Origin of the sequence: Streptomyces sp. NBC_01171, from assembly GCF_045039805.1 — a bacterium.
Classification (GTDB): Bacteria; Actinomycetota; Actinomycetes; order Streptomycetales; family Streptomycetaceae; genus Streptomyces.
Genome location: NZ_CP108609.1, coordinates 3,363,847 through 3,389,507, shown reverse-complemented (window position 1 = coordinate 3,389,507; position 25,661 = coordinate 3,363,847). Strand labels below are relative to the sequence as shown.

The 25,661-nt window shown below is 69.3% G+C and carries 23 protein-coding genes and 1 pseudogene; 12 read left to right on the top strand and 12 right to left on the bottom strand.

The window, feature by feature from the left end; genetic code table 11:
* Positions 1-37 precede the first annotated feature (37 nt).
* Positions 38-943, top strand: a complete 906-nt coding sequence (locus OG448_RS15650) for a LysR family transcriptional regulator (protein WP_405554433.1) — start codon at positions 38-40, stop codon at positions 941-943.
* A gap of 89 nt (positions 944-1,032) precedes the next feature.
* Positions 1,033-1,515, top strand: coding sequence for an NUDIX domain-containing protein (locus tag OG448_RS15645; protein WP_391297133.1), 483 nt, complete (start codon positions 1,033-1,035; stop codon positions 1,513-1,515).
* Between the two features lie 15 nt (positions 1,516-1,530).
* Here the strand turns inward: OG448_RS15645 and OG448_RS15640 are convergent.
* Positions 1,531-2,500, bottom strand: a pseudogene (locus tag OG448_RS15640) (globin domain-containing protein).
* Between the two features lie 326 nt (positions 2,501-2,826).
* Between OG448_RS15640 and OG448_RS15635 the strand changes: the two are divergent.
* On the top strand, positions 2,827-3,693 hold the full coding sequence (locus OG448_RS15635) for a GNAT family N-acetyltransferase (RefSeq protein ID WP_405554430.1): 867 nt from the start codon (positions 2,827-2,829) through the stop codon (positions 3,691-3,693).
* A gap of 63 nt (positions 3,694-3,756) precedes the next feature.
* Here OG448_RS15635 and OG448_RS15630 read toward each other — a convergent pair whose 3' ends face one another.
* A complete protein-coding gene (locus OG448_RS15630) occupies positions 3,757-4,176 on the bottom strand; it encodes a heme-binding protein (protein WP_405554429.1) in 420 nt (139 codons plus the stop codon).
* A gap of 95 nt (positions 4,177-4,271) precedes the next feature.
* On the bottom strand, positions 4,272-5,477 hold the full coding sequence (locus OG448_RS15625) for an MFS transporter (protein ID WP_405554428.1): 1,206 nt from the start codon (positions 5,475-5,477) through the stop codon (positions 4,272-4,274).
* A 143-nt stretch (positions 5,478-5,620) separates the two neighbouring features.
* Here OG448_RS15625 and OG448_RS15620 point away from each other — a divergent pair, with 143 nt between their 5' ends.
* Together OG448_RS15620 and OG448_RS15615 are read left to right on the top strand one after the other, a co-directional pair.
* Positions 5,621-6,079, top strand: coding sequence for a MarR family winged helix-turn-helix transcriptional regulator (locus OG448_RS15620; RefSeq protein ID WP_405554426.1), 459 nt, complete (start codon positions 5,621-5,623; stop codon positions 6,077-6,079).
* Positions 6,080-6,089: 10 nt separating this feature from the next.
* Positions 6,090-6,542 carry a GNAT family N-acetyltransferase gene (locus tag OG448_RS15615; protein WP_405554424.1) on the top strand — a complete coding sequence of 151 codons (453 nt, stop codon included), beginning with the start codon at positions 6,090-6,092 and terminating at the stop codon, positions 6,540-6,542.
* A 64-nt stretch (positions 6,543-6,606) separates the two neighbouring features.
* Here the strand turns inward: OG448_RS15615 and OG448_RS15610 are convergent, their stop codons facing one another.
* A complete protein-coding gene (locus OG448_RS15610; protein WP_405554423.1) occupies positions 6,607-7,995 on the bottom strand; it encodes a serine hydrolase domain-containing protein in 1,389 nt (462 codons plus the stop codon).
* Between the two features lie 58 nt (positions 7,996-8,053).
* Positions 8,054-9,535, bottom strand: a complete 1,482-nt coding sequence (gene dnaB, locus OG448_RS15605) for a replicative DNA helicase (protein WP_030806092.1) — start codon at positions 9,533-9,535, stop codon at positions 8,054-8,056.
* A gap of 460 nt (positions 9,536-9,995) precedes the next feature.
* Here dnaB and OG448_RS15600 point away from each other — a divergent pair, with 460 nt between their 5' ends.
* A complete protein-coding gene (locus OG448_RS15600; RefSeq protein WP_405554421.1) occupies positions 9,996-11,333 on the top strand; it encodes an MATE family efflux transporter in 1,338 nt (445 codons plus the stop codon).
* Between the two features lie 124 nt (positions 11,334-11,457).
* On the opposite strand, the gene rplI is transcribed toward OG448_RS15600, so the two are convergent.
* The 4 genes from rplI to rpsF all read right to left on the bottom strand — a co-directional run bounded on the left by rplI (position 11,458) and on the right by rpsF (position 13,155).
* Positions 11,458-11,904 carry a 50S ribosomal protein L9 gene (gene rplI, locus OG448_RS15595; RefSeq protein WP_030806085.1) on the bottom strand — a complete coding sequence of 149 codons (447 nt, stop codon included), beginning with the start codon at positions 11,902-11,904 and terminating at the stop codon, positions 11,458-11,460.
* Between the two features lie 17 nt (positions 11,905-11,921).
* Positions 11,922-12,158 carry a 30S ribosomal protein S18 gene (gene rpsR, locus OG448_RS15590; protein ID WP_003949403.1) on the bottom strand — a complete coding sequence of 79 codons (237 nt, stop codon included), beginning with the start codon at positions 12,156-12,158 and terminating at the stop codon, positions 11,922-11,924.
* Between the two features lie 40 nt (positions 12,159-12,198).
* Positions 12,199-12,786, bottom strand: coding sequence for a single-stranded DNA-binding protein (locus OG448_RS15585; RefSeq protein ID WP_405554418.1), 588 nt, complete (start codon positions 12,784-12,786; stop codon positions 12,199-12,201).
* 78 nt (positions 12,787-12,864) lie between these two features.
* The gene (rpsF, locus tag OG448_RS15580) at positions 12,865-13,155 is read right to left on the bottom strand and encodes a 30S ribosomal protein S6 (RefSeq protein WP_003975025.1); all 291 of its coding nucleotides are present in this window, start codon (positions 13,153-13,155) and stop codon (positions 12,865-12,867) included.
* Positions 13,156-13,430: 275 nt separating this feature from the next.
* On the opposite strand from rpsF, the gene OG448_RS15575 reads away from it, so the two are divergent.
* The 3 genes from OG448_RS15575 to OG448_RS15565 all read left to right on the top strand — a co-directional run bounded on the left by OG448_RS15575 (position 13,431) and on the right by OG448_RS15565 (position 16,219).
* Positions 13,431-13,748: a hypothetical protein gene (locus OG448_RS15575; RefSeq protein ID WP_405554416.1), complete on the top strand. Its 318-nt coding sequence runs from the start codon at positions 13,431-13,433 to the stop codon at positions 13,746-13,748.
* A gap of 182 nt (positions 13,749-13,930) precedes the next feature.
* Positions 13,931-15,052, top strand: coding sequence for a peptidoglycan bridge formation glycyltransferase FemX (femX, locus tag OG448_RS15570; protein WP_030806071.1), 1,122 nt, complete (start codon positions 13,931-13,933; stop codon positions 15,050-15,052).
* Positions 15,053-15,187: 135 nt separating this feature from the next.
* Positions 15,188-16,219, top strand: coding sequence for an alanine racemase (locus OG448_RS15565; RefSeq protein ID WP_030806068.1), 1,032 nt, complete (start codon positions 15,188-15,190; stop codon positions 16,217-16,219).
* A gap of 87 nt (positions 16,220-16,306) precedes the next feature.
* Here the strand turns inward: OG448_RS15565 and OG448_RS15560 are convergent, their stop codons facing one another.
* Together OG448_RS15560 and OG448_RS15555 are read right to left on the bottom strand one after the other, a co-directional pair.
* Positions 16,307-17,812, bottom strand: coding sequence for a glycosyltransferase family 87 protein (locus tag OG448_RS15560; RefSeq protein ID WP_405554414.1), 1,506 nt, complete (start codon positions 17,810-17,812; stop codon positions 16,307-16,309).
* A 126-nt stretch (positions 17,813-17,938) separates the two neighbouring features.
* Complete coding sequence (locus tag OG448_RS15555; RefSeq protein WP_405554413.1) at positions 17,939-20,578, bottom strand: transglycosylase domain-containing protein; 2,640 nt, start codon at positions 20,576-20,578, stop codon at positions 17,939-17,941.
* 364 nt (positions 20,579-20,942) lie between these two features.
* Here OG448_RS15555 and OG448_RS15550 point away from each other — a divergent pair, with 364 nt between their 5' ends.
* The 3 genes from OG448_RS15550 to OG448_RS15540 all read left to right on the top strand — a co-directional run bounded on the left by OG448_RS15550 (position 20,943) and on the right by OG448_RS15540 (position 24,156).
* The gene (locus tag OG448_RS15550; RefSeq protein ID WP_405554412.1) at positions 20,943-21,626 is read left to right on the top strand and encodes a helix-turn-helix transcriptional regulator; all 684 of its coding nucleotides are present in this window, start codon (positions 20,943-20,945) and stop codon (positions 21,624-21,626) included.
* 43 nt (positions 21,627-21,669) lie between these two features.
* Complete coding sequence (locus OG448_RS15545) at positions 21,670-22,752, top strand: inositol-3-phosphate synthase (RefSeq protein WP_164190220.1); 1,083 nt, start codon at positions 21,670-21,672, stop codon at positions 22,750-22,752.
* Positions 22,753-22,845: 93 nt separating this feature from the next.
* Positions 22,846-24,156: an MFS transporter gene (locus tag OG448_RS15540; protein WP_405554410.1), complete on the top strand. Its 1,311-nt coding sequence runs from the start codon at positions 22,846-22,848 to the stop codon at positions 24,154-24,156.
* 35 nt (positions 24,157-24,191) lie between these two features.
* On the opposite strand, the gene OG448_RS15535 is transcribed toward OG448_RS15540, so the two are convergent.
* Positions 24,192-25,634 carry a CCA tRNA nucleotidyltransferase gene (locus OG448_RS15535; RefSeq protein WP_405554409.1) on the bottom strand — a complete coding sequence of 481 codons (1,443 nt, stop codon included), beginning with the start codon at positions 25,632-25,634 and terminating at the stop codon, positions 24,192-24,194.
* Positions 25,635-25,661: the final 27 nt, after the last annotated feature.

Genomic DNA, 25,661 nt, shown 5'->3' with positions numbered 1-25,661 from the left:
CGGCCTGCCCGAGGAGGCAGGGAAAGGGGACCCCGCAATGGACCTGGCCCTGCTGCGGACCTTCGTCACCGTGCACCGGGCCGGCTCCTTCACCCGCGCCGCCGCGCTGCTGGGCCTGTCCCAGCCGGCTGTCACCTCCCAGATCCGCACGCTGGAGCGCCAGCTCGGCCGCCCCCTCTTCCTGCGGCAGGCGCGCGGGGTGACCCCCACGACCATCGGCGACGAACTGGCCCACAAGGCCGCGCCCCATCTCGACGCCCTGGTCGAGATAGCCGAGAGCGGCCTGGACGACGAGTCCTCGCTGCGCACCCTGCATCTGGCCGGACCTCCGGAGTTCACCACCGAGCGCGCCCTGCCCGCCCTGGCCGAGCTGACCGGCGCCGACGGCCAGGGCTTCGCCCTCCGCGCCTCCTTCGGCACGGCGGAGGAGGTCCTGGAAGGGCTGGCGGCGGGCCATCACGAGCTGGCCATCAGTACGGTCCGGCCGCGCGGCGCCCTGCTGAGCGCGAGCCCGCTCTGCGACGAGGAGCATGTGCTGGTCGCCGCCCCACGCTGGGCCGAGCGGATCGGGCCGGACGCGCTGCGGCGGACAGGGGCGGCCGCGCTGAAGAACCTGCCCGTGGTGGAGGTCCACGAGTCGCTGCCTTTCGTCTCGCGCTACTGGGTCTCCGTGTTCGACACGCGTCCGGGCGCCTCGGGCACGGTCATCGTGCCGGACCTGCGGGCGGTGCTGGCCTGTGCTGCCTCGGGGGCGGGGCTCGCGGTGCTGCCGCGCTATCTGTGCGCCGCCGCGCTCGACCGGGCCGAGGTGGTCCTGCTGCACGACCCGGCCGTGCCGCCGCTGCGGACCTACTTCCTGGTGGTGCGCACCGGCTCGCTCGCGCTGCCGCATGTCGCCCGGGCGCACGAGTGGCTTCAGCGGGCCGCCTCGCGGTGGTGCTGAGCGGGCATTTCTCCGCGAATGTCTCCCCGTGGTGAGGCCGGAGCCGCCCGCGATGTTTCACGTGGAACCGGTCGGGCCACATTGTTCCCATGACCGTCCGACCCGTGGTCAAGCGCACCGCCCGTGCCGTTCTGCTGGACGGTGACGACCTGATCCTGATCAAGCGCACCAAGCCCGGCGTCGATCCCTACTGGGTCACCCCCGGTGGCGGGGTCGAACCCGAGGACACGACCGTCGTCGACGCCCTGCACCGCGAGGTGTACGAGGAACTCGGCGCCAAGATCTCCGATGTCGTGCCCTGCTTCGTGGACACCGTGGAGCACATCGGCGAGGACGGCGGCGCGACCGGGGTGAAGGTCCAGCACTTCTTCGTCTGCCGCCTGGAGTCCATGGATCCCTCGCTCCGCCATGGCCCCGAAGTGGAGGAGCCGGCCGGGGAGTACGAGATCGTCCGCATCCCGTTCAACCGGGTCGGCATCGCCTCCGTCCACCTCGTCCCGCTGTCGCTGCGGCACTATCTGGACGGCAACATCGAAGGCGTCCGCGCCATGCACGCCCCCGACCTCGGCTGACCGGAGCCTGATGGCTCAGGAGCCGATGACCACCAGGTCCTCGACCGGATCGTGGCGTATGCGGGACACCGAGCGCCCGCAACGCGGAGACACCACTGCGGATCATGCCGGGCGGGCCGGAGAGATAGGCGTCGTAGTCCCGCCAGGGGCCGCCCGCCCGCACGGCGTCGTACAGATGGCGGTCCTCCCGGTCGATGACCGAGCGGACGGATATCCAGGGGTGGGCCTGTCGCAGCCGGAGCAGAGTGTCGCGGCCGGGACCGCCCGCACATGGAAGGTGAGCAGGCCGTCGGCGCGGGGTGCGCAGGCGAAGGAGTAGTGCCGCCAGACGCGCGGCCACCAGTGGGTCTCGACGCTCGCGTACTGCCCGGCCAGGAAGGGGTACGGCTGGTCGGGGCGCAGCGTGATCACGGCGACGTCGGGCGTCCGCAGGTCGTGGGTCACGACCTCGGCGTGCCACCAGGGCGGAGCGTCCCGCCCGTCCGTCTCCGCGGCCTCGATCATGACCTGGGAGATGGTCGCGTAGACCCGGCCCCAGGCCGCCTCCACCTGCGGGTTCCAGGTGTGGGTGGCGTAGGTGCTCAGGGCGCCGATCAGACACGCGCCCACGGCCGGGTAGTGCTCGGGCCGGGTGCCGTACTTGCGGTGGCCCCGGCCGAGGTTGCGCAGGTGGTCGACGAGTACCGGGGTGTTGTCGATGTGCTCTGTCGCGGTGAGGAAGGGCCCGCAGCAGCCGGTCCCGCTGGGTGTCCATCGCGGGCGGGAACAGGGGGCGCAGCTCCGGGTGGCGGACGAAGAGCAGGGCGTAGAAGTAGGAGGTCACCTTGTCGGCCAGGGGCGCGATCTCCGCCATCGTGCGACGGATGAGCAGGGCGTCCCAGGATGCCTGTGCGCGGGGCGGCGCCGGTCGCACCTCGGTTCCGTGCCGTCGGCCGACGCCGTTCGCCGTGCCGTCGTCCCCCGATGGGGTGGCCGGAGCTTCCATGTGTGCCCTCGCTCGCACTCCTGCGGCGGTCTGCGCTCTCCCGTCGGAAGCGCGTGATCCCCGCCGGGGCGAAGGACCGCAGCACTCGTTCCGCAGCGTGGCACCGTGGGCCGGTGCCGCGTCCCGTTACTCGGAAAGACGGCTCTTGGCGAGCTTCGTCCGATTACGCTGTTGGCCGCCACGGCAGCGGGTTGGTCAACTGTGCTGTTTCACGTGAAACAGCCCTGCATGTCAGCGGTTTGCCGGACGGAGAATCTGACCGGAAGCGGTAAGAGGTCTTTGAATCCGGTGGACGTGCGGGGTGTGGTTCGGACAGCCTGACCGGCGTGCCGATCTCTTCACTCGCCGCGCTGCCCATCCGCCGTCTGACTCCGCGCGATCTCACCGCCTGCGCCGATCTGTCCGAGGACCGGGGATGGCCCCGCGAGGAACACAAATGGGGGCTGCTGCTCACCGCCGGCCACGGCTACGGCATCGACGACCTCGACGGTGGCCTGGTCGCCGCGTGCGTCGTCACGGAGTACGGCTCCGGGCAGCGGGTGGAACTTAGCGCGATCGGCATGGTCCTGGTCGCCGAGCGTCACTCCCGCCAGGGCGTGGGACGCCGTCTGATGCGGCACGTCGTGGCGGCCATGGACGGCACACCGCTGACCCTGCACGCCACCCCCCTGGGCCGGCCGCTCTACGAGGAGATCGGCTTCAAGACCGTGGGCCGGGCGGAGATGCTCATGGGGCACTTCACGCCCGACGGAGCGGAATCGCCGGTGCCGACGCGGGCCGCGACCGCCGAGGACCTTCCGCCGATCCTCCGTCTCGACGCGGAGGTCTTCGGCGTCGACCGCACGCCGGTGCTGGCCCGGCTGCCTGCCTTCGCCGACCAGGTGCGCGTGGCGGAGGAGGACGGCCGGATCATCGGTTACGCCGCCGCGTGGCCCAACATGCGGACCCATGTCGTCGGCCCCCTGATCGCCCGCGACACGGACACGGCCAAGGCACTCGTCGAGTCGCTCGCGGCCCACACCGACCGACCGCTGCGCACCGATGTGGACGTGCGTCACGAGGAGTTGCTGGTCTGGGCGAAGGAGCGGGGGCTCGCACCGGTGGCGTCGAACGCGGTCATGATGCTCGGCGCGCCCGATCTGCCGGGGGACTGGACCCGGAGGTTCGCGCCGCTGACGGTGGCCGCGGGCTGAATACCCGCATGACGAAGGCCCCCGCGATGCGACGGGGGCCTTCGTCATGTGTGCGTGGCTCGCTCAGACGAGGGCGCTCACGGCCTCGGTGGCGAAGCCGTGGTCCTGCTCCGGCGCACCGCCGCCGACGCCGATCGCACCGATCAGCCGGCCGTCGCGGTGGACGGGGACGCCACCGGCGATGAACAGCAGCGGGCGGTCCAGCGCGGTCGGCAGCGTGTGGAAGAGGCCGCCGGGCTGCACGGCGTCGACCAGGTCGGCGGTCGGCGCGTCGAGCTGGAGCGCGGTGTACGCCTTGCGGGTGCTGGTCTCGCCGGAGATCAGCACGGCCCGGTCGTCCCGACGGAAGGCGAGCAGGTGGCCACCGGCGTCCAGGACGGTGACGCTGACGGTCACACCGGCGTCCTCGGCCGCGCGCCGCGCGGTGGCGATGAGCAGTTCGGCGTCCTCGATGGTGAGCGGGGCGAAGGTGGTGGTGCTCATGGTGGGGTCTCCTTGGAAGTTCCTGAGGTGGGGCCGCCCGGGCCGGGGTTGGTCACCGGCGCGGACGGGGGCTGGGAGGGGATGCCGGGCCGGCCTCAGTGACGGGCGGGCTCCGGCATGGCGGGCGCCTCGGAGGCGATCGCCGCGCCGGTCCTGGTGTCGCGCCGCTCCAGAGCGGCCGACAGGACGGCGAGCAGGAGGGCGGCCGCGGCGAGGACGGCGCCGACCCAGTTGGGGGCGGTGTAGCCGAACCCGGCCGCGATGACCATGCCGCCGAGCCAGGCGGACAGGGCGTTGCCCAGGTTGAAGGCGCCGATGTTCACGGCCGAGGCGAGCGTCGGAGCGCCGTGCGCCTGGTCGAGGACGCGCTTCTGGAGCGGCGGGACGGTGGCGAAGCCGAGGGCGCCGATCAGAGCGATGGTCACGGCGGCCGCGATCTTGTTGTGCGCGGTGAGCGTGAAGAGCGCGAGGACGACGGCAAGGGCGCCCAGCGAGACGTAGAGCATCGGCATCAGGGCGCGGTCGGCGAACTTGCCGCCGATCAGGTTGCCGCCGACCATGCCGAGGCCGAACAGGACCAGCAGCCAGGTGACCGAGCCGTCGGCGAAACCGGCGACGTGGGTCATCATCGGCGCGATGTAGGTGATGGCGGCGAAGACTCCGCCGAAGCCGAGCACGGTCATCGCCATGGCGAGCAGGACCTGGGCGTTCTTGAAGGCGGCCAGCTCATGCCGCAGATGCACGCCCTCGGGCTTGGGCACCTCGGGTACGAGCTTCGCGATGCCCGCGAGGCCGATGACGCCCAGGACGGCGACGATGCCGAAGGTCACCCGCCAGCCGATCTGCTGCCCGATGAGCGTTCCCAGCGGGACGCCGACCACGTTGGCGACGGTCAGTCCGGTGAACATCATGGCGATGGCGCCGGCCTTCTTCTGCGGTGCCACCAGCTCGGCCGCGACGACCGACCCGATGCCGAAGAAGGCACCGTGGGCGAGGGACGCGACCACCCGGCCGATCAGCATGACCGCGAAGACGGGGGCGACGGCGGAGAGCAGGTTCCCGGCGATGAACAGGCCCATCAGCACCATCAGCATCCGCTTGCGCGAGACCTTGGTGCCGAGCACGGTCATCAGCGGAGCGCCGATCACCACGCCGAGGGCGTAGCCGGTGACGAGCAGGCCCGCGGTGGGGATGGAGATCCCGAAGTCACCCGCGACCTGGGGCAGCAGACCCATGATCACGAACTCGGTCGTCCCGATTCCGAAGGCCCCGATCGCCAGGGCCAGAAGCGCGAGAGGCATGAGGGGGTAGACCTTCCCAAACGATTGCAGGAGCGCTTTGCGTGCCTCCACAATAGTTGCAGACGCGGGTTAAATGCAATCGCTGGATATTGCGGCCGTGCTCTACTCTGGAAGTCGGCCGCTCCGGGACGGAGGAACACCCAATGACAGCGACGGACCCCGCGCTCACCGCCCTCGCGCAGGGCTGGTGCGCCCTGTCTCTGCTGCACGGGAGGATCGAGGCGCACATCGAGCGCGCCCTCCAGGCGCAGCACGAGCTGAGCGTGCGCGAGTACTCCCTGCTCGACGTGCTCAGCAGGCAGCACGACGGTGACGGCGGCCATCTCCAGATGAAGCAGGTCGCCGACGCCGTCGTCCTCAGCCAGAGCGCCACCACCCGGCTGGTGACCCGCCTGGAGGACCGCAGCCTGCTGGAGCGCTACCTGTGCCCCACCGACCGCCGGGGCATCTACACCAACGTCACCGAGGCCGGACTGGAACTGCTGGAGAAGGCGCGTCCGACCAACGACGCGGCGCTGCGCGAGGCGCTGGACACGGCGGCGCTGAACCCCGAACTCGCCCCGCTGGTCAGGGCCGTGGAGTCGCTGCACGTCGCCGCATAGGCTGCGGGCCATGACCGACCTCGATATCAGGCCCGCTGCCTCGGACGACATCCCGGCGATCGTGGCCATGCTCGCCGACGATCCCCTGGGCGCCCAGCGCGAGTCACCCGCCGACCTGGCGCCGTACCTGGCGGCCTTTGAGCGGCTGGACATCGACCCGAACCAACATCTCGTGGTGGCGGTCCGCGACGGCCGGGTGATCGGGACGCTCCAGCTCACGATCATTCCGGGGCTCTCCCGCAAGGGTGCGACCCGTTCCCTCATCGAGGCCGTCCGGATTCATGCGGACGAGCGCGGCAGCGGGCTGGGCAGCGAGCTGATCCAGTGGGCCGTCGACACATCCCGCCGCCTCGGCTGCCACCTGGTGCAGCTCACCTCGGACAAAACGCGCCCCGACGCCCACCGCTTCTACGAGCGACTGGGCTTCACCGCCTCGCACGAGGGCTTCAAGCTGAGCCTCTGACAGCGGGGTCGATGTCCCGACGGGCCCTGTTTCACGTGAAACAGGGCCGGTCGTCCACGGCCTGCTAAGGCTGGCCGAGCCCCCGCCAGCCCTCCGCGTCCACGCCGCCGGGCACCGGCGCCCCCTCCTCGTACGGCTGACGCGTGAACACGAACGACCCGAGGTCCAGGTGGCTCACGGTTCCGTCCGGCCGTCGTACGGCCTCCAGCAACTCCCCGGCGTAGTAGCCCTCCAGCCCCGTCCAGGTGCCGTCACCGTTCGGCCGGAACCGGGTACGGCGCCCGCCCCCGGCGAGCGGCCCCAGCGTGATGCCGTCGGCCAGTACCCGCAGGACGAAGGGGTGCGTCCCCCAGTACCAGGGCCCGGCCAACTCCAGTACCGACGGCTCGACTTCACGCAAGGGGCGCCACGGCTCGGGGATGCGCGGCTCGGCCTCGGCGACGATGCGGACGAGGTCGGCGCCCACCGCGCCCACCGCGGGGCCACTGGTGCAGTTGGCCAGCACCACCGCCGCCACGTCGTCCGCCACGCTGAACGTGAGGGTCGCCAGGAAGCCCGGCAGCGAACCGGAGTGCCCGGCGAGCAGCCGACCGTCCCGGTGCTGGATCTGGAGCCCGAGACCGTACGTGACGCCGTCCACCATGTCCGCGGGCTCGGCCGGCGCGGCGGGGGTACGCATCTCCCGTACCGACTCGGCGCTCAGTACCCGGTCGTCCCCCTGGACCAGGAAGGCGGCGAAGCGGGCGAGGTCGTCGGTGGTGGACCAGAGTTGGCCTGCCGGGGCCATCAGGCCGAGGTCCTCAAGCGGCTCGGGCAGCAGCGCGTCCGCCCAGGGGTGCACCGCCCAGCCGCCCGCGTGCGGTGCCTCGGGCTGGGCGCTGGTGCGGTGGAGGCCGAGGGGCTGGAGCACCTCGTCGCGCAGCACCTGCTCCCAGGGGGCGCCGCGGAGTTCCTCCACCAGGGCGCCGAGCAGGGTGTAGCCGGGGTTGGAGTAGTGGTGGCGCCGCCCGGCCGGGTGCAGCAGCGGCTTCTCGCCGAGCACGTCGCTCAGTTCGGGGCGCAGCGAGCCCGGTGTCCGCTCCCACCAGGGCGCGGGTGACTCGGCCGCCAACCCCGCGGTGTGCGCCAGCAGTTCGGCGATGGTCGCCTCGCCGGCGCCGGTGCCCGGCAGATGCTTCTCCAGCGGGTCACCGAGGTCGAGCACGCCCTCGTCCCGCAGCCGCAGCACCAGCACGGCGGTGAAGGTCTTGGTGATGGAGCCGATCCGGTACTGCACGTCCGCGTCCGGCCCGTGCCCGTCCACCGAGGTCCGGGCCCCGTGCCACACCGCCCGTCCCCCGCGCACGACCGCGGCCACGAGCGACGGCGCCCGCCCCTCGGCCTGCGCGACGGCGATCCGATGCGTCAACGCCCGGCGCGTCGCCGGAAGCAGCTCTTCGTCCCATGTCGTCATGGGCTCAGTCCACCCGCTGGGACGGGCCACGTCGAGCGCATTCCGCCGAGGGCGTCGATCAGGTCTGGGCCATGTCCACGAAGCGGGAGTAGTGCCCCTGGAAGGCCACGGTGATGGTGGCCGTGGGGCCGTTTCGGTGCTTGGCCACGATCAGGTCGGCCTCGCCCGCGCGGGGGGACTCCTTCTCGTAGGCGTCCTCGCGGTGCAGCAGGATGACCATGTCGGCGTCCTGCTCGATGGAACCCGACTCACGTAGGTCGGAGACCATGGGCTTCTTGTCGGTGCGCTGCTCGGGACCGCGGTTGAGCTGGGAGAGCGCGATGACCGGGATCTCCAGCTCCTTGGCGAGCAGCTTGAGGTTACGGGACATGTCCGAGACCTCCTGCTGTCGGCTCTCGGCCCGCTTGGAGCCGCCGGACTGCATGAGCTGGAGGTAGTCGATGACGACCAGCTTCAGGTCGTTGCGCTGCTTGAGGCGGCGGCACTTCGCGCGGATCTCCATCATCGACAGGTTCGGGGAGTCGTCGATGTAGAGCGGCGCGGCCGACACGTCCGGCATCCGGCGGGCCAGGCGCGTCCAGTCCTCGTCGGTCATCGTGCCGGAGCGCATGTGGTGGAGGGCGACCCGGGCCTCTGCGGACAGCAGACGCATGGCGATCTCGTTGCGGCCCATTTCGAGCGAGAAGACCACGCTCGGCAGGTTGTGCTTGATCGACGCGGCCCGTGCGAAGTCCAGCGCGAGCGTCGACTTACCCATGGCGGGACGCGCCGCGATGACGATCATCTGACCGGGGTGCAGCCCGTTGGTCAGCGAGTCGAAGTCGGTGAAGCCGGTGGGCACACCCGTCATCTCGCCGCTGCGCGAGCCGATCGCCTCGATCTCGTCGAGCGCGCCCTCCATGATGTCGCCGAGCGGCAGGTAGTCCTCGCTGGTGCGCTGCTCGGTGACCGCGTAGATCTCGGCCTGGGCGCTGTTGACGATCTCGTCGACGTCGCCGTCTGCCGCGTATCCCATCTGCGTGATGCGGGTGCCGGCCTCCACCAGGCGGCGCAGGACGGCCCGCTCGTGGACGATCTCCGCGTAGTACTCGGCGTTGGCCGCGGTCGGCACCGTCTGGACGAGGGTGTGCAGGTAGGCGGCGCCGCCCACCTTGTTGATCTCGCCGCGCTTGGTGAGTTCGGCCGCGATGGTGATGGGGTCGGCCGGCTCACCCTTGGCGTAGATGTCGAGGATCGCCGTGTAGATCGTCTCGTGCGCCGGCTTGTAGAAGTCGTGGCCCTTGAGGATCTCGACCACGTCGGCGATGGCGTCCTTGGAGAGCAGCATGCCGCCCAGCACGGACTGCTCGGCGTCCAGGTCCTGCGGCGGTACCCGCTCGAAGGCGGAACCGCCGCCTTCCCAGCCGCCGTTCTCACGGCCGCGCTCGTGCTGCTCGTCACGGCCGCCGCGGCCGGAGTCACCGCGGCGTCGGGAGGCGGGGAGACGATCGCTGGGACCGCTGTCGGCCCACGGATCGTCCAAGGGCTCGGAAATGCTCACCGAGCCACCTCCTCCCGTCCGCCGGAGCGGACCTCGCCATGCCCTCTGTTCTACGGCACGGCACTGACAAAATGAGAGGCCCAACTCCGGTTCCGGCGCGTCGGATATGTGACGTTTCCACGGCCAGGAGAGGGAGCGGGCGCCGGACCACGGTAGGCCCCCCGGCACCGTCAGCCAATCTGGTTATCCACAGGCCATGTGGACGACGGTCCATATGCTGTGGAGAACTCCCCGAAACCTGTGCACGACCCGGTGGACAGCCCTGTGAACAAGACCTCGCCCTCCCCGACAGGACATCACTGACCTGCACCTTTCCCGTCCACCGGCTGTGCAGAAGAAAAACTTTTCCCGTCGGACCAAGATCACCTCGAACGCCGCACGAAACCTTGCCCTCCGGAAACAGAGGTAAGGGCCAAATGCCAATTGCATCTCTTACCTGTGGACGATTACATTGATGCGCATGACACAGGCTCCCGCGATCCCCAAGGCCACCCGGCGACGTCACGACCGGGAGATCGTGGCGCTCGCCGTGCCGGCCTTCGGCGCGCTGGTCGCCGAGCCCCTCTTCGTCATGGCCGACAGCGCGATCGTCGGCCATCTCGGCACCGCACAGCTCGCCGGTCTCGGTGTGGCCTCCGCGCTCCTCACCACCGCGGTGAGCATCTTCGTCTTCCTCGCCTACGCCACCACGGCGGCGGTCGCCCGCCGGGTCGGAGCGGGCGACCTGCGGGCCGCTATCCGCCAGGGCATGGACGGCATCTGGCTGGCCCTGCTCATCGGCGCCGCCGTCATCGCCGTCGTCCTGCCCCTCGCGCCCGGCATCGTGGACCTCTTCGGCACCTCCGCCACCGCGGCGCCCTACGCCATCACCTATTTGCGTATCTCCGCCCTCGGCATCCCGGCCATGCTGGCCGTCCTGGCCGCCACCGGTGTGCTGCGCGGACTCCAGAACACCCGGACCCCGCTGTACGTGGCGATCGGGGGCTTCATCGCCAACGCCGCCCTCAACGCCGTGCTCGTCTACGGCGCTGGGCTCGGCATCGCCGGTTCCGCCTGGGGCACCGTGATCGCCCAGGGCGGCATGGCTGTCGTCTACCTATGGGTGGTCGTCCGGGGTGCGCGGCGCCACGGGGCCTCTCTGCGCCCGGACCTCGCCGGTATCCGCGCCTCGGCACAGGCGGGCGTACCGCTGCTCGTCCGCACCCTGTCCCTGCGGGCCATCCTCATGATCGCCACCGCGATGGCTGCCCGCCTCGGGGACGCCGACATCGCCGCCCACCAGATCGTGCTGTCCCTGTGGAGCCTGCTGGCCTTCGCCCTGGACGCGATCGCCATCGCCGGACAGGCGATCATCGGCCGCTATCTCGGTGCCGACGACGCAGCCGGCGCCCGCGCGGCCTGCCGCCGCATGGTGCAGTGGGGCATCGCCACCGGTGTCGTCCTCGGTCTGCTCGTCGTGGCCGCGCGGCCGCTGTTCCTGCCGCTGTTCACCAGTGACGCCGGGGTCAAGGACGTGGCGCTCCCGGCACTGTTGGTGGTCGCCCTCTCCCAGCCCATCTGCGGCATCGTCTTCGTGCTGGACGGGGTGCTGATGGGGGCCGGTGACGGGCCCTACCTGGCCTGGGCCATGGTGGTCACGCTGGCGGTCTTCACCCCGGTCGCGCTGCTCGTGCCCACCCTGGGCGGTGGCCTCACCGCGATCTGGGCGGCCATGACGCTGATGATGACGGTCAGGATGGTGACCCTCTGGCTGCGCGCCCGCTCCGGCCGCTGGATCGTGACGGGCGCGACCCGCTGACCGTTTCACGTGAAACGTGCCCTGGGTTCCACCCCCGTAAGGCCCTGAGCGCATGAGAAAGGGGCCGCATCCTCGAAAGGATGCGGCCCCTCACCAGCTCAAACGAGCCGAGCGGTCACGGCGATCAGGCCGCGACGACCTCGAGGGTCACCTTGGCGGCAACCTCGGGGTGCAGACGCACGGACGTCTCGTGGGCGCCCAGGGTCTTGATCGGAGCGGTCAGCTCGATGCGGCGCTTGTCGACCTCGGGGCCACCGGAAGCCTTGATCGCGGAAGCGATGTCGGCCGGGGTGACGGAACCGAAGAGACGACCGGCGTCGCCGGAGCGGACGGCCAGACGGACCTTGACACCCTCGAGCTGGCCCTTGATCTGGTTGGCCTGCTCGATGGTCTGGATCTCGTGGATCTTGCGGGCGCGGCGGATCTGCGCCACGTCCTGCTCGCCACCCTTGGTCCAGCGGATAGCGAACTTCCGCGGGATCAGGTAGTTGCGGGCGTACCCGTCCTTGACGTCGACGACGTCGCCGGCGGCACCGAGGCCGGAGACCTCGTGGGTGAGGATGATCTTCATGTGTAGGTCACCCTTCCTTAGCGCGCGGTGGACGTGTAGGGCAGCAGCGCCATCTCACGGCTGTTCTTGACGGCCGTGGCGACGTCACGCTGGTGCTGCGTGCAGTTGCCGGTCACGCGGCGGGCACGGATCTTGCCGCGGTCGGAAATGAACTTCCGCAGCATGTTCGTGTCCTTGTAGTCCACGTACGTGACCTTGTCCTTGCAGAAAGCGCAGACCTTCTTCTTAGGCTTGCGCACAGGCGGCTTCGCCATGGTGTTTCTCCTGTGTGATCAAGAAGTGGGATGCGAGCCCTTAGAAGGGGGGCTCGTCCGAGTAGCCGCCACCGCCGCCGGAGCCGGAACCGCCGCCCCAGCCGCCGCCACCCTGGTTGCCGCCGGCGGGAGCGCCGGAAGCCCACGGGTCGTCGGCCTGGGAACCGCCCTGGTTGCCGCTGCCGGAGCCACCGCCCCAGCCGCCACCACCCTGGCCCTGGTTGCCACCGCCGCTGTAACCGCCCTGGCCGCCGCGTGCGCCGCCGGAGGTCTTGGTGACCTTCGCCGTCGCGTTGCGCAGGCTGGGGCCGACTTCCTCGACGTCCAGCTCGTAGACCGTGCGCTTGACACCCTCGCGGTCCTCGTACGACCGCTGCTTCAGCCGGCCCTGCACGATGACGCGCATGCCTCGCTGGAGCGACTCCGCGACGTTCTCCGCCGCCTGACGCCAGACCGAGCAGGTCAGGAACAGGCTCTCGCCGTCCTTCCACTCATTGGTCTGACGGTCGAAGGTGCGGGGAGTGGACGCGACGCGGAACTTTGCGACCGCCGCACCGGAAGGGGTGAAGCGCAGCTCGGGGTCGTCGACAAGATTGCCGATGACCGTGATGACGGTCTCGCCTGCCATGGGGGAACCTCTCGGCGGGATTGCTCTGGCTGCTTGGTTGCTGCTACTCGAATCCCGAGATCAGCTGAGCGGAAGAGCTCAGTGCATCTCGGGGCGGAGGACCTTGGTCCGGAGGACCGACTCGTTCAGGTTCATCTGGCGGTCGAGCTCCTTGACGACCGCAGGCTCGGCCTGCAGGTCGATGACCGAGTAGATGCCCTCGGGCTTCTTCTTGATCTCGTACGAGAGACGACGACGGCCCCAGGTGTCGACCTTTTCCACCTTGCCGCCGCCATCGCGGACGACAGAGAGGAAGTTCTCGATCAGCGGGGAGACAGAACGCTCCTCGAGATCGGGGTCGAGGATGACCATCACCTCGTAGTGACGCATGTGGAACCCACCTCCTTTGGACTCAGCGGCCACGGTCGTTCCGTGGCAGGAGGGTCGTGATGCGTGAGCAACGGTATCGGCCGCCACTGACAATCGAAGGTTCCGCGAGGAACCGTCCACAGTGGGCCGCCACGGGCCAGGGCAGACACCGGTGCAGACGTTACAGACTACCCGCCCACCCGCTTCCGGTTGAAATCCGGCCCTGGGAGCCCGCAATCTGTACACATCGGGTGTGTAGGGCGCTACAGTGCGCCGCGATCCGCAGGAGGTGCCTCATGACCCAGGCATTGCGACCGACCACCGCCGGCTCCCTCTTCGCCAGCGACGGCAAGCCCCATCCACTCCAGGACACCCTCACGGTGGTGACGCTCGTCCTGGGCGTGCTCGCCTTCGTCACCTGCTTCATCGGCGGCCTCCACCTGGTGGCCTCCTGGGCCGGCCTGATCGGTCTGCTCACCGGTGCCTACGGGCAGTGGATCTCGATCACCACCCGGGAACGCTTCGGCCTGATCGTCGGGCTCGGCGCCTCCGGGGTCGGCTTCCTGATCGGCATGGCCAACGGCGGTCTGTTCGGCGGCCTCATCGGCGGCTGACCCCACCCGGCCGCCCGTCCACGACGGCATCACGAGCACCTGGAACGTTCCGGTCCGCCAGCGGGCCGGAACACCGGTGCTGTACGCCCCATTCGGGGCGCTCGCAGGGCGCAGTAGGCTTCGGCGCGAGAGCCGGAGCCCCTGATCCCATGGGGACACACCAGCCCGAGGAGCGCCCCGACATGAGTCTGACCCTGAGGACCATCAGCCGCGAGCAGCATCTGGCATACATCCAGAGCCTGCCGTCGGCCAGTCACATGCAGGTCCCCGCATGGGCCGACGTGAAGGCGGAGTGGCGTTCGGAGAACCTCGGCTGGTTCGACGAGCGCACCGGTGAGATGGTCGGCGCCGGTCTGGTCCTCTACCGCCAGCTCCCCAAGATCAAGCGCTACCTCGCCTACCTCCCCGAGGGCCCGGTCATCAACTGGTTCTCGCCGAACCTGGAGGACTGGCTCCAGCCGATGCTTGCCCACCTCAAGCAGCAGGGCGCTTTCTCGGTCAAGATGGGCCCGCCGGTGATCATCCGCCGCTGGAACGCGGAGACCATCAAGAAGGGCATCCAGAGCCCGGACGTGAAGCGGCTGCGCGACATGGAGGCCGACTTCATCGAGCCTCGCGCCTTCGAGGTGGCCGACAAGCTGCGCCGCATGGGCTGGCAGCAGGGCGAGGACGGCGGGGCCGGCTTCGGCGACGTCCAGCCGCGCTACATCTTCCAGGTGCCGCTGGCCAACCGCTCGCTGGAAGAGGTCCACAAGCAGTTCAACCAGCTCTGGCGCCGCAACATCAAGAAGGCCGAGAAGGCCGGCGTCGAGGTCGTCCAGGGCGGTTACCAGGACCTGGAGGAGTGGCAGCGGCTGTACGAGATCACCGCGGTCCGCGACCACTTCCGGCCGCGCCCCCTGTCGTACTTCCAGCGCATGTGGACGGCCCTCAACACCGAGGACCCCAACCGGATGCGGCTGTACTTCGCCCGCCACAACGGCGTGAACCTGTCGGCGGCCACCATGCTGATCGTCGGCGGCCACGTCTGGTACTCCTACGGCGCCTCCGACAACATCGGCCGTGAGGTCCGCCCCTCCAACGCCATGCAGTGGCGGATGCTGCGCGACGCCTACGCGCTCGGCGCCACCGTCTACGACCTGCGCGGCATCTCCGACTCGCTGGACGAGACGGACCACCTGTTCGGCCTGATCCAGTTCAAGGTCGGCACCGGCGGCCAGGCGGCCGAGTACCTCGGCGAGTGGGACTTCCCGCTGAACAAGCTGCTCCACAAGGCGCTCGACATCTACATGTCGCGGCGCTGAGCGGCGAGCGGCCGCCCGTCCCGCCTTCTGGTTCCATAGCCTTCACAAGGCTTCACCGTCACCCGTCCCCGTACACCCCCTCGGGGACGTCCCTCTGAATCCACCGCAGCCACGAGAAAGGTTCCGGGTCCGGCCATGGCGCTCACGCTCTACGTCGACACCGCGCGCTGGCGTGCGCACCACAAGCACGTGCAGGAGCAGTTCCCGGGACTCGTCCCGGTCTGCAAGGGCAACGGATACGGCTTCGGTCACGAACGGCTCGCGGAGGAGGCCACCCGGCTGGGCTCCGACATGCTGGCCGTCGGCACCACCTACGAGGCCGCGCGCATCAAGGACTGGTTCAGCGGCGACCTGCTCGTGCTGACGCCGTACCGGCGCGGCGAGGAGCCGGTGCCGCTGCCGGACCGGGTGGTCCGCTCGGTGTCGTCGGTCGACGGCGTGTACGGCCTGGTGGGGGCCCGTGTCGTCATCGAGGTGATGTCCTCGATGAAGCGGCACGGCATCAGCGAGCAGGACCTGCCGCAGCTTCACCAGGCCATAGAGAACGTCCGCCTGGAGGGCTTCGCCATCCACCTGCCGCTGGACCGCACCGACGGCTCGGACGCCGTCGAGGAGGTCATCGGGTGGATGGACCGGCTGCGCGCGGCCCGGCTGCCGCTGCACACCATGTTCGTCAGCCACCTCAAGGCCGATGAACTGATCCGGCTCCAGCAGCAGTTCCCGCAGACCCGCTTCCGCGCCCGGATCGGCACCCGGCTGTGGCTGGGCGACCACGACGCCACCGAGTACCGCGGAGCCGTCCTGGACGTCACGAAGGTGACCAAGGGCGACCGCTTCGGCTACCGGCAGCAGAAGGCGGCCTCGGACGGCTTCCTGGTGGTCGTGGCGGGTGGTACGTCGCACGGGGTGGGCCTGGAAGCCCCGAAGGCCCTGCACGGCGTCATGCCGCGCGCCAAGGGCGTGGCGCGGGCCGGTCTCGCCACGGTGAACCGGAACCTCGCGCCGTTCGTCTGGGGCGGCAAGCAGCGCTGGTTCGCGGAGCCGCCGCACATGCAGGTGTCGATCCTCTTCGTCCCCTCCGACGCTCCCGAGCCGAAGGTCGGCGACGAGCTGGTGGCCCATCTGCGGCACACCACCACGACGTTCGACCGGATCGTGGACCGCTAGGACCCGCGAGACCGGGCTGAAGCGAACGGAAAGGCCGTGCACGAGCTTTCGTGCACGGCCTTTCTCATGCCTTCGGAACTTGTTCGCTCAGAGCGAACGACCCTTGGAAGGCAGGGGTTCCGGGCCGCCCCACTCCGTCCGGGACGGCTCCTCGTGCGACTCGTGCTCCGGGTGCCGGAGCCCCCGCAGCACGAAGTGGTCGGCCGCGCCGTCGAGTACGCCCCCTGAGGGGTCGTCGTCCCCGGCCCGGCGCACCACGTCCCGTTCCGGCCGGAGGATGTCGCGCACGACGACGGCGCACAGGTACAGGGTGCCGAGCAGGTGCAGGGCGATCGCCCAGTGGTAGCCCTCGGTGGGCAGGCCCTTGTGGGCGTCTCCGCTGGTCGTGTACGCCAGGTACAGCCAGATGCCGAGGAAGTACGCCACCTCGCAGGCCTGCCAGATCAGGAAGTCCCGCCACTTGGGCCGGGCGAGGACCGCCAGCGGCACCAGCCACAGCACGTACTGGGGGGAGTAGACCTTGTTGGTGAGGATGAAGGCCGCCACCATCAGGAAGGCCAGTTGGGCGAAGCGCGGCCGGCGCGGGGCGGTGAACGTCAGCGCCGCGATGCCGAGGAACGACAGCACCACCAGCGCGCTGGCGGTGGTGTTCACGAAGTCGATGCTCGGCGGGTTGCTGGAGTTCTGGGACCAGATCAGCCAGAACGAGCCGAAGTCGATGCCCCGGTCGTGGCTGAACGTGTAGAACTTCGACCAGCCCTCGAAGGCGAACAACATCACCGGCACGTTCACCACGAGCCAGGCGCCCGCCGCGCCGCCGACGGCCTGGAAGAACTCCCGCCACTTGCCCGCCCGCCAGCACAGCACCAGCAGGGGGCCGAGCAGGACGAGGGGATAGAGCTTGGCGGCCGTGGCGAGGCCGAGGAGCACGCCGAAGGCGACGGCCCGGCCACGGGACCACATCAGCATCGCCGCGGCCGTCAGGGCCACCGCCAGGAGGTCCCAGTTGATGGTGGCGGTCAGCGCGAAGGCCGGGGCCAGTGCGAGCAGCAGGCCGTCCCAGGGGCGGCGGCGGTGGGTCCGGCTGACGCAGACGGCGATGACGGCCGCGCAGACCATCAGCATCCCCGCGTTGACGAACCAGTACCACTGCTCCTGGCGCTGGATGCCGCCGCTGCCCGGTGTGAGCCAGGAGGCGACCTCCATGAACACGCCGGTCAGCACCGGGTACTCGAGGTAGTCCATGTCGCCGGGCAGCTTGTCGAAGTACGGCACGAGCCCGTCGGCGAAGCCACGCCCCTGATACAGGTGGGGGATGTCCGAGTAGCAGGCGTGTGTGTACTGCGAGCTGGCCCCGAAGAACCAGGCGCCGTCGTAGCAGGGCGCCTTCTGGACGAGCCCGAGGGCGAACATGCCGATCGCCACGAGCACGACGACCCGGACCGGCGTCCACCAGGACGTCCCGGTCAGGGCGCGTCGCCCGAGGGGGCCGCCGATCAGCTCGCTGCCGGCCGCGGCGATCTCGTCCTCCCGCGTCGGTCGTACCGTCTCCGGTTCACGCACGCGCGCGGGCGTCGTCTCTGCACTGGGCATGGGGCACATCCTGCCGTACTCGCTCGGGAAAACGCCGAGGGCCGCCGCACCTGGTCGGTGCGACGGCCCTTGTTTCACGTGAAACACCCGTGTCGGTCGAAATGAACGCCAGTCGGGCAGATGGCCCTACTGGCCGTCTTGGCCTCCGAACAATCCTCCGCCGTCGCCCGCATTGGCACCGGCGTTGCCATTGCCCCTGACACCACCAGTTCCGGGTGAGGTCGAGTCGGTCGGTGAGGGGCTGGTTCCGCCGTCGGCACCACCGGGTCCGGTGCCACCGCCGTTGTCGTTGCAGAAGAACCGGCAGGTCTCGCTTTCGGTGGGCGAGGGCGATGGCGTGGACTCGCTCGGCGACGGGCTCGGTGACTCGGTCGGCGTCGGGGTGGCCGTGATGCTCGGCTTCGGGGTCGGCGTGGGAGCGCCCACCTCGTTGTGGATCTTGCCGATCTTGATCGCGTCCGGGAAGCCGGGGTCGTTCTTGCCCTTCAGCGCGGCCATCATGTACTCGGTCCACACCGAGGTCGGGATGTCACCACCGTGGATGGAGTCCGTGCCCGCCGTACCGTTCATGGACAGCAGACGGTGATCCTTGGGGTTCTCACGGAACATCGCCACCGAGGTGGAGAGCTGCCGGGTGTAGCCGACGAACCAGGCCGACTTGTTCTCGTCGGTGGTGCCGGTCTTGCCGGCGGCCGTGCGGCCAAGAGCCTTGGCGTTCTGCCCCGTGCCGTTCTGGATCACGTTCTCCAGGACATCGGTCACATTGTTGGCGATGCTGGAGTCCATCACCTGCTTGGGCTTCGGCTTGGTGAAGTCTGACAGTTCCACGCCGTCCTTCTTGACCGTGGTGACCGAATACGGGTCCGCCTGCTTGCCGGATGCGGCGAACGTCGCGTACGAGTCCGCCATGCGGATCGCGCTGGGGGTGGAGGTACCGATGGCGAAGGACGGGTTCAGGTCCTTGGCCATGCTCCCCTCCAGGATGCCGGTGGAACGGGCCATGTCCCGGACCTTCGACATGCCGACATCGACACCGAGCTGGACGAACGGCGTGTTGACCGACTGCTCCATCGCCTTGCGCAGGGTGATGTAGCCCCAGGGGTGGTCACTCTCGTTCGCCTGGAAGAAGAACGAGTTGTCCTTGTTGAGGTAGTACGAGCCATCGGGTCGGCGGACCTTCAGGTGGTCGTTGCCGTTGTACTTGCTCAGCGGGGAGATGCCCTCACCGTTGGAGTTGTACGTGCCGTCCTGCATGGCCGCGGCCAGCACATACGGCTTCCAGGTCGATCCCACCGGGACACCGGAGGTGTCGGCGTTGTTCGTGAAGTGGCCGTTCTCGTAGCCGTCGCCGCCGTAGAGAGCGACGATCGCGCCGTCGTTGGGCACCACCGAGGCCGCGCCGAACTGGACGTACTTGTCCTTCTCCTTGGTCTTGGGGTTCAGCCGCGACTTCTGGATCTTCTTCACGGCCGCGGTCAGGGCGTCGACCTTGTTCTTCTGGAAGGTCGTGGTGATCTGGTAACCGCCCTGGTCGAACTTGGCCTCCGTGATGTGGGAGTGGTTCAGGACGTACTTCTTCGCCGTGTCGACCATGTAGCTGATCTGGCCGTTCATACCCCTGGTCGCCTTGCGGCCCTGTGGGTGGGGGTACTTGCTGATCGCCTTCTGGTAGTCGGCGTCGGTGAGGTGCTTGTCCTTGTGCATCTCACCGAGAATCCAGCGCCAGCGCCCCTGGGAGCGAGCAGTGTTCGCCTCCGTCGTCGCGTTCTTGTCGAGATCTGCGTTGCCGGCCGGGTCGTAGTAGGTCGGACCCTTCAGCAGGGCGGCGAGGACCGCGCACTGGCTGGCCGTCAGGTCCTTGGCGTCCTTGCCGTAGTACGTCTGCGCGGCGGCCTGGATGCCGTAGGCACCTCGCCCGTAGTACGAGGTGTTCAGGTAGCCCTGCATGATCTGGTCTTTAGTGAGCTTCGTGCCCACCTTCAGGGAGATGAACATCTCCGTGAACTTACGGGTGAGGGTCTGGTCCTGGCTCAGGTAGGTGTTCTTGACGAACTGCTGGGTGATCGTGGAGCCACCCTGCGTCTGTCCGCCGCGCGCCATGTTGGCCAGGGCCCGCGCGATACCCATGGGGTCCACGCCGGAGTCCTTGTAGAAGCTCTTGTTCTCCGCGGAGATCACCGCGTACTGCATGGCCTTGGGGATCTTGTCGATCGTGAGGTTCTGCCGGTTCACACCGGTGCCCGTGGCCACCATCTGGGTTCCGTCGCCCCAGTAGTAGACGTTGTTCTGCGACTTTGCGGCGTCGTTCTCGCTGGGGATGTTGACCAGCGCGTAGCCCACACCGGCCATGACGACCAGGCTGCCCACGAACCCGATGCCCAGACCCGTGGCCAGCCGCCAGGACGGTACCCAGCGCCGCCAGCCGTACTTGCCCACGCGGGGATAGTCGATGAACCGGGGGTTGTCCGGCGGCCCCTGATCCCGGCCCCGGCCGCGGCCCGAGGGAGCGTTGTCCGCGCCCCGGCGGCGGCCGCCGCCCCTCTGGGCGGCTCGGCGCGCCTCGGCACGGCTGCCGTACTCACGCCCATCACCCCCAGAGCCGTAGGGGTCCGGTCCCTGGGAATGAGACCCATAGGAGTGGTCGGAGGCCCCGTTGGCGCCTCGCGGTGCCGCGGGACGGCCGGAGGGCGGGCCGGGCTGGCCGCGTCGGGCCGCGGCACGTCCGCCTCCCTGCGGCTGCGGCGGTTTGCGACGGTGCTCGCTCATCGAACGATTACTCCTCGGGCAGGCGCATCCGTGCGCGCCTGGAAACAGCGGCTGGTTTCCGGTCCCCCCGAAGTACGGATGTGGTCGTTGCTGCATTCACCCGTACTGCACCGAGGATCACGACGCTCCCCAAGCGCCCCTTGGTTCCCGGTGTTGTGCATGCCGCACAGACTACGCACCACCAAAACCCTCCGAGCCCCGAAGTTCACCCCAAAACAGGCAACTTGCCTCGTACGAATCGGTGATGTGATCCCGTTCACCGTCGACCCTCTTGTCGCATGCCGGGGGGCGTTCTATCGTCGTGATGTATCGAGTCGATACATCAGAGCGAGATAAGAGCGCTGTGTACCGAGAGGAGGCGATCATGAGCCGTCGTTCCGGCATCCTTGAGTTCGCCGTGCTCGGGCTGCTGCGCGAGTCGCCGATGCACGGCTATGAGCTGCGCAAGCGACTCAACACGTCCCTGGGTGTGTTCCGGGCGTTCAGCTACGGGACGCTCTACCCCTGCCTCAAGACGCTGGTCACCAACGGCTGGTTGATCGAGGAACCGGGCAACACCCATGAAGACGCTCTGGCCGCCCCTCTCACCGGACGCCGCGCCAAGATCGTCTACCGGCTGACGGCCGAAGGTAAGGAGCACTTCGAGGAACTCCTGTCGCAGACCGGCCCCGACGCATACGAGGACGAGCACTTCGCCGCCCGGTTCGCCTTCTTCGGGCAGACCTCGCGCGATGTGCGCATGCGTGTGCTGGAGGGCCGGCGCAGCCGGCTGGAGGAGCGCCTGGAGAAGATGCGCGCCTCCCTGGCACGCACCCGGGAGCGCCTCGACGACTACACGCTCGAACTCCAGCGCCACGGAATGGAGTCCGTGGAGCGCGAAGTGCGCTGGCTGAACGAGCTCATCGAGAGTGAGCGGGCCGGGCGGGACCTGAAGGGTCCCGAATCCGGCGGGTCCGCTCAAAAGGACACCACATCTGGATCGACGGGCGGCCTGCCCCGTCCCACGGATCTTCCGGGGACGGATACGCCCGGCGACACCGCCACGTGACGGCCCGTCGGGGCCTCACTCGTACACACAGGGAGCAACCGGAATGGGTTCGGTTCGCGTAGCCATCGTCGGTGTCGGCAACTGCGCCGCGTCGCTGGTGCAGGGAGTCGAGTACTACAAGGACGCCGACGCGGCGGCCAAGGTACCCGGCCTGATGCACGTGCAGTTCGGTGACTACCACGTGCGGGACATCGAGTTCGTCGCCGCCTTCGACGTGGACGCCAAGAAGGTCGGCCTCGACCTCGCGGACGCCATCGGCGCCTCCGAGAACAACACCATCAAGATCTGCGACGTGCCCTCCAGCGGTGTCACCGTCCAGCGCGGTCACACCCTCGACGGTCTCGGCAAGTACTACCGCGAGACCATCGAGGAGTCGGACGCCGAGCCGGTCGACATCGTCCAGATCCTGAAGGACAAGCAGGTCGACGTCCTGGTCTGCTACCTGCCCGTGGGTTCCGAGGACGCGGCGAAGTACTACGCCCAGTGCGCCATCGACGCCAAGGTCGCCTTCGTCAACGCCCTCCCGGTCTTCATCGCCGGCACCAAGGAGTGGGCGGACAAGTTCACCGAGGCCGGCGTGCCGATCGTCGGTGACGACATCAAGTCCCAGGTGGGCGCCACCATCACGCACCGCGTCATGGCGAAGCTGTTCGAGGACCGCGGTGTGATCCTGGACCGCACGATGCAGCTCAACGTCGGCGGCAACATGGACTTCAAGAACATGCTCGAGCGCGAGCGCCTGGAGTCCAAGAAGATCTCCAAGACGCAGGCCGTCACCTCCCAGATCCCCGACCGGGACCTCGGCGAGAAGAACGTCCACATCGGCCCGTCCGACTACGTGGCCTGGCTGGACGACCGCAAGTGGGCCTACGTCCGCCTGGAGGGCCGTGCGTTCGGCGACGTCCCGCTGAACCTCGAGTACAAGCTGGAGGTCTGGGACTCCCCGAACTCCGCCGGTGTCATCATCGACGCCCTGCGTGCCGCGAAGATCGCCAAGGACCGGGGTGTCGGCGGCCCGATCCTGTCGGCGTCCTCGTACTTCATGAAGTCCCCGCCGGTTCAGTACTTCGACGACGAGGCCCGCGAGAACGTCGAGAAGTTCATCCGCGGCGACGTCGAGCACTAAGCGCCGCTCGCTCGAGAACGCTCCTGCCAGGGCTGTGAGGGTCCCCGGGGTCTGTCGACCTCGGGGACCCTCCGCATGTGTGAGGCTGTGCCCATGCCCGTCGTCCGTGATCTGCGCCTGCTGCTGCGCGAGCGGGACTTCCGGCGCCTGCTGTACGTCCGCCTGCTCTCGCAGGGCTCGGACGGCGTTTATCAGATCGCCCTCGCCTCGTACGTCGTGTTCTCCCCCGAGAAGCAGACCTCGGCACCGGCGATCGCCTCCGCGATGGCGGTCCTGCTGCTGCCCTACTCACTGGTCGGCCCCTTCGCGGGGGTGCTGCTGGACCGCTGGCGCCGACGTCAGGTCTTCGTCCACGGCAATGTGCTGCGCGCCCTGCTGGCGGCCGCCACCGCCGTACTCATGGCCGTGCACGCGCCGGACTGGCTGTTCTACGCCTCCGCTCTGTGCGTCACGGCCGTCAACCGGTTCGTCCTCGCCGGGCTCTCGGCGGCACTTCCCCGGGTGGTCGACACCGAGCGCCTGGTGCTGGCCAATTCCCTCTGCCCGACCGCCGGAACGCTGGCAGCGACCCTCGGTGCCGCCCTGGCCTTCGGCGTACGGTTCGTCGCGGCGGACTCGGACGCGGCGGTGGTGCTGCTCGGCGCCCTGCTGTATCTCTGCGCGGGCCTGGCCGCCCTGACCATGGCCCCCTCCCTGCTCGGCCCCGACCGGCCGCCGGTGCTGCCCCGGCTGCGCACCGTCCTCGCCGACACGGCACGCGGTCTCCTTGCGGCCGTGCGGTACCTGGCCGAGCCCCGGCGCAGGGAAGCCGTCTGGGCGCTCACGGCGATGACCTGCATGCGCTTCTGCTACGGCGCGCTGCTGGTCCTGCTGCTCATGCTGTGCCGCTACGGCCTCTCCAGCACCCCTGAGGAAGGGCTCCGTCTGCTGGGGCTGGTATTGGGGGTGTCCGGCGCCGGGTTCTTCACGGCCGCCGTGGTGACGCCCTGGAGCGCGGGCCGGCTGGGTGCCGGGCGGTGGATCGCGGTCTGTTCGGGCGCCGCTGCTCTTCTGGTCCCGGCGCTCGGACTTCCGTTCGCCACAGTTCCGCTGCTGATCGCGGCCTTCCTGCTGGGGCTGGTCACCCAGGGCGCCAAGATCGCCACCGACACGATCGTCCAGGCGTCGGTCGAGGACGGCTACCGGGGCCGGGTCTTCTCCGTCTACGACGTCCTCTTCAACGTCGCCTTCGTCGGCGCCGCCGGGGTGGCCGCCCTGATGCTCCCGCCGGACGGCCGGTCGGCGCTGCTGGTGATCCTCGTGGCGCTGCTCTACGCAGCCGTCACCGTGACCATGGCTCGCTTCGAGTGGCGCCGAAACAACGAGAAGGGCGGTGTTTCACGTGAAACACCGCCCCACCGCTGAGTCATGTTTCACGTGAAACACGATCCCGGAAGCGCTCAGCTCTGCTGCGCCCACCACTCCTTGAGGGCCGCGACCGCCGCGTCGTGCTCCATCGGGCCGTTCTCCAGGCGCAGCTCCAGCATGTGCTTGTACGCCTGGCCGATGACCGGCCCCGGCCCGACGCCGAGGATCGTCATGATCTCGTTGCCGTCGAGGTCGGGGCGGATGGAGTCCAGCTCCTCCTTCTCCTGAAGCTCGGCGATGCGCGCCTCCAGCCCGTCGTAGGCGCGGGACAGCGTGGCCGCCTTGCGCTTGTTCCGGGTGGTGCAGTCGGAGCGGGTCAGCTTGTGCAGCCGCTCCAGCAGCGGGCCCGCGTCGCGGACGTAGCGCCGGACCGCGGAGTCCGTCCACTCGCCGGTGCCGTAGCCGTGGAAGCGCAGGTGCAGCTCGACCAGGCGGGAGACGTCCTTCACCAGGTCATTGGAGTACTTCAGGGCCGTCATGCGCTTCTTGGTCATCTTGGCGCCGACCACCTCGTGGTGGTGGAAGGAGACCCGGCCGTCCTGCTCGAAGCGCCGCGTCCGGGGCTTGCCGATGTCGTGCAGCAGCGCGGCGAGGCGGAGGGTGAGGTCCGGGCCGTTCTCCTCCAGGTCGATCGCCTGCTCCAGCACGATGAGCGAGTGGTCGTAGACGTCCTTGTGGCGGTGGTGCTCGTCACGCTCCAGCCGGAGCGCCGGCAGCTCGGGCAGCACATGGTCGGCGAGCCCGGTGTCGACCAGCAGGGTGAGGCCCTTGCGGGGGTGCGCGGAGAGCAGCAGCTTGTTCAGCTCGTCCCGGACCCGCTCGGCCGACACGATCTCGATCCGCGCGGACATCTCCGTCATCGCGGTGACGACCGCCGGGTCCACCTCGAAGTCGAGCTGGGCGGCGAACCGGGCGGCCCGCATCATCCGCAGCGGGTCGTCGGAGAAGGACTCCTCCGGCGTGCCGGGCGTACGCAGCACCCGCGCCGCGAGGTCCTCCAAGCCACCGTGCGGGTCGATGAACTCCTTCTCCGGCAGGGCCACGGCCATCGCGTTGACCGTGAAGTCCCGCCGGACCAGGTCCTCCTCGATGGAGTCGCCGTACGACACCTCGGGCTTGCGGGAGGTGCGGTCGTACGCCTCGGAGCGGTAGGTGGTGACCTCGATCTGGTAGCCGTCCTTCTGGGCGCCCACCGTGCCGAAGGCGATCCCGACCTCCCAGACGGCGTCCGCCCAGGGCCGGACGATCCTCAGCACGTCCTCGGGACGCGCGTCGGTCGTGAAGTCCAGGTCGTTCCCGAGCCGGCCCAGCAGCGCGTCACGGACCGAGCCGCCGACCAGGGCGAGCGAGAAGCCGGCCTCCTGGAAACGGCGGGCAAGGTCGTCGGCGACGGGAGCCACCCGCAGCAGCTCGCTCACCGCGCGCTGCTGCACCTGGCTGAGGGCAGCGGGATTGTCATCGTTGGGGTTCGGCACAACAGAAGAGGGTACGTGGCCCGGCCG

Bases quoted from the DNA above. Each gene is read 5' to 3' on its own strand.
- OG448_RS15630 (WP_405554429.1), bottom strand. From the start codon at position 4,176: ATGAGCACCACCACCTTCGCCCCGCTCACCATCGAGGACGCCGAACTG.
- OG448_RS15610 (WP_405554423.1), bottom strand. From the start codon at position 7,995: ATGACGACATGGGACGAAGAGCTGCTTCCGGCGACGCGCCGGGCGTTG.
- OG448_RS15540 (WP_405554410.1), top strand. From the start codon at position 22,846: ATGCCCGTCGTCCGTGATCTGCGCCTGCTGCTGCGCGAGCGGGACTTC.
- OG448_RS15645 (WP_391297133.1), top strand. From the start codon at position 1,033: ATGACCGTCCGACCCGTGGTCAAGCGCACCGCCCGTGCCGTTCTGCTG.
- rpsR (WP_003949403.1), bottom strand. From the start codon at position 12,158: ATGGCGAAGCCGCCTGTGCGCAAGCCTAAGAAGAAGGTCTGCGCTTTC.
- OG448_RS15550 (WP_405554412.1), top strand. From the start codon at position 20,943: ATGAGCCGTCGTTCCGGCATCCTTGAGTTCGCCGTGCTCGGGCTGCTG.
- OG448_RS15565 (WP_030806068.1), top strand. From the start codon at position 15,188: ATGGCGCTCACGCTCTACGTCGACACCGCGCGCTGGCGTGCGCACCAC.
- OG448_RS15620 (WP_405554426.1), top strand. From the start codon at position 5,621: ATGACAGCGACGGACCCCGCGCTCACCGCCCTCGCGCAGGGCTGGTGC.
- rpsF (WP_003975025.1), bottom strand. From the start codon at position 13,155: ATGCGTCACTACGAGGTGATGGTCATCCTCGACCCCGATCTCGAGGAG.
- OG448_RS15600 (WP_405554421.1), top strand. From the start codon at position 9,996: ATGACACAGGCTCCCGCGATCCCCAAGGCCACCCGGCGACGTCACGAC.
- OG448_RS15545 (WP_164190220.1), top strand. From the start codon at position 21,670: ATGGGTTCGGTTCGCGTAGCCATCGTCGGTGTCGGCAACTGCGCCGCG.
- rplI (WP_030806085.1), bottom strand. From the start codon at position 11,904: ATGAAGATCATCCTCACCCACGAGGTCTCCGGCCTCGGTGCCGCCGGC.
- OG448_RS15615 (WP_405554424.1), top strand. From the start codon at position 6,090: ATGACCGACCTCGATATCAGGCCCGCTGCCTCGGACGACATCCCGGCG.
- OG448_RS15555 (WP_405554413.1), bottom strand. From the start codon at position 20,578: ATGAGCGAGCACCGTCGCAAACCGCCGCAGCCGCAGGGAGGCGGACGT.
- OG448_RS15625 (WP_405554428.1), bottom strand. From the start codon at position 5,477: ATGCCTCTCGCGCTTCTGGCCCTGGCGATCGGGGCCTTCGGAATCGGG.
- OG448_RS15650 (WP_405554433.1), top strand. From the start codon at position 38: ATGGACCTGGCCCTGCTGCGGACCTTCGTCACCGTGCACCGGGCCGGC.
- OG448_RS15560 (WP_405554414.1), bottom strand. From the start codon at position 17,812: ATGCCCAGTGCAGAGACGACGCCCGCGCGCGTGCGTGAACCGGAGACG.
- OG448_RS15575 (WP_405554416.1), top strand. From the start codon at position 13,431: ATGACCCAGGCATTGCGACCGACCACCGCCGGCTCCCTCTTCGCCAGC.
- femX (WP_030806071.1), top strand. From the start codon at position 13,931: ATGAGTCTGACCCTGAGGACCATCAGCCGCGAGCAGCATCTGGCATAC.
- OG448_RS15585 (WP_405554418.1), bottom strand. From the start codon at position 12,786: ATGGCAGGCGAGACCGTCATCACGGTCATCGGCAATCTTGTCGACGAC.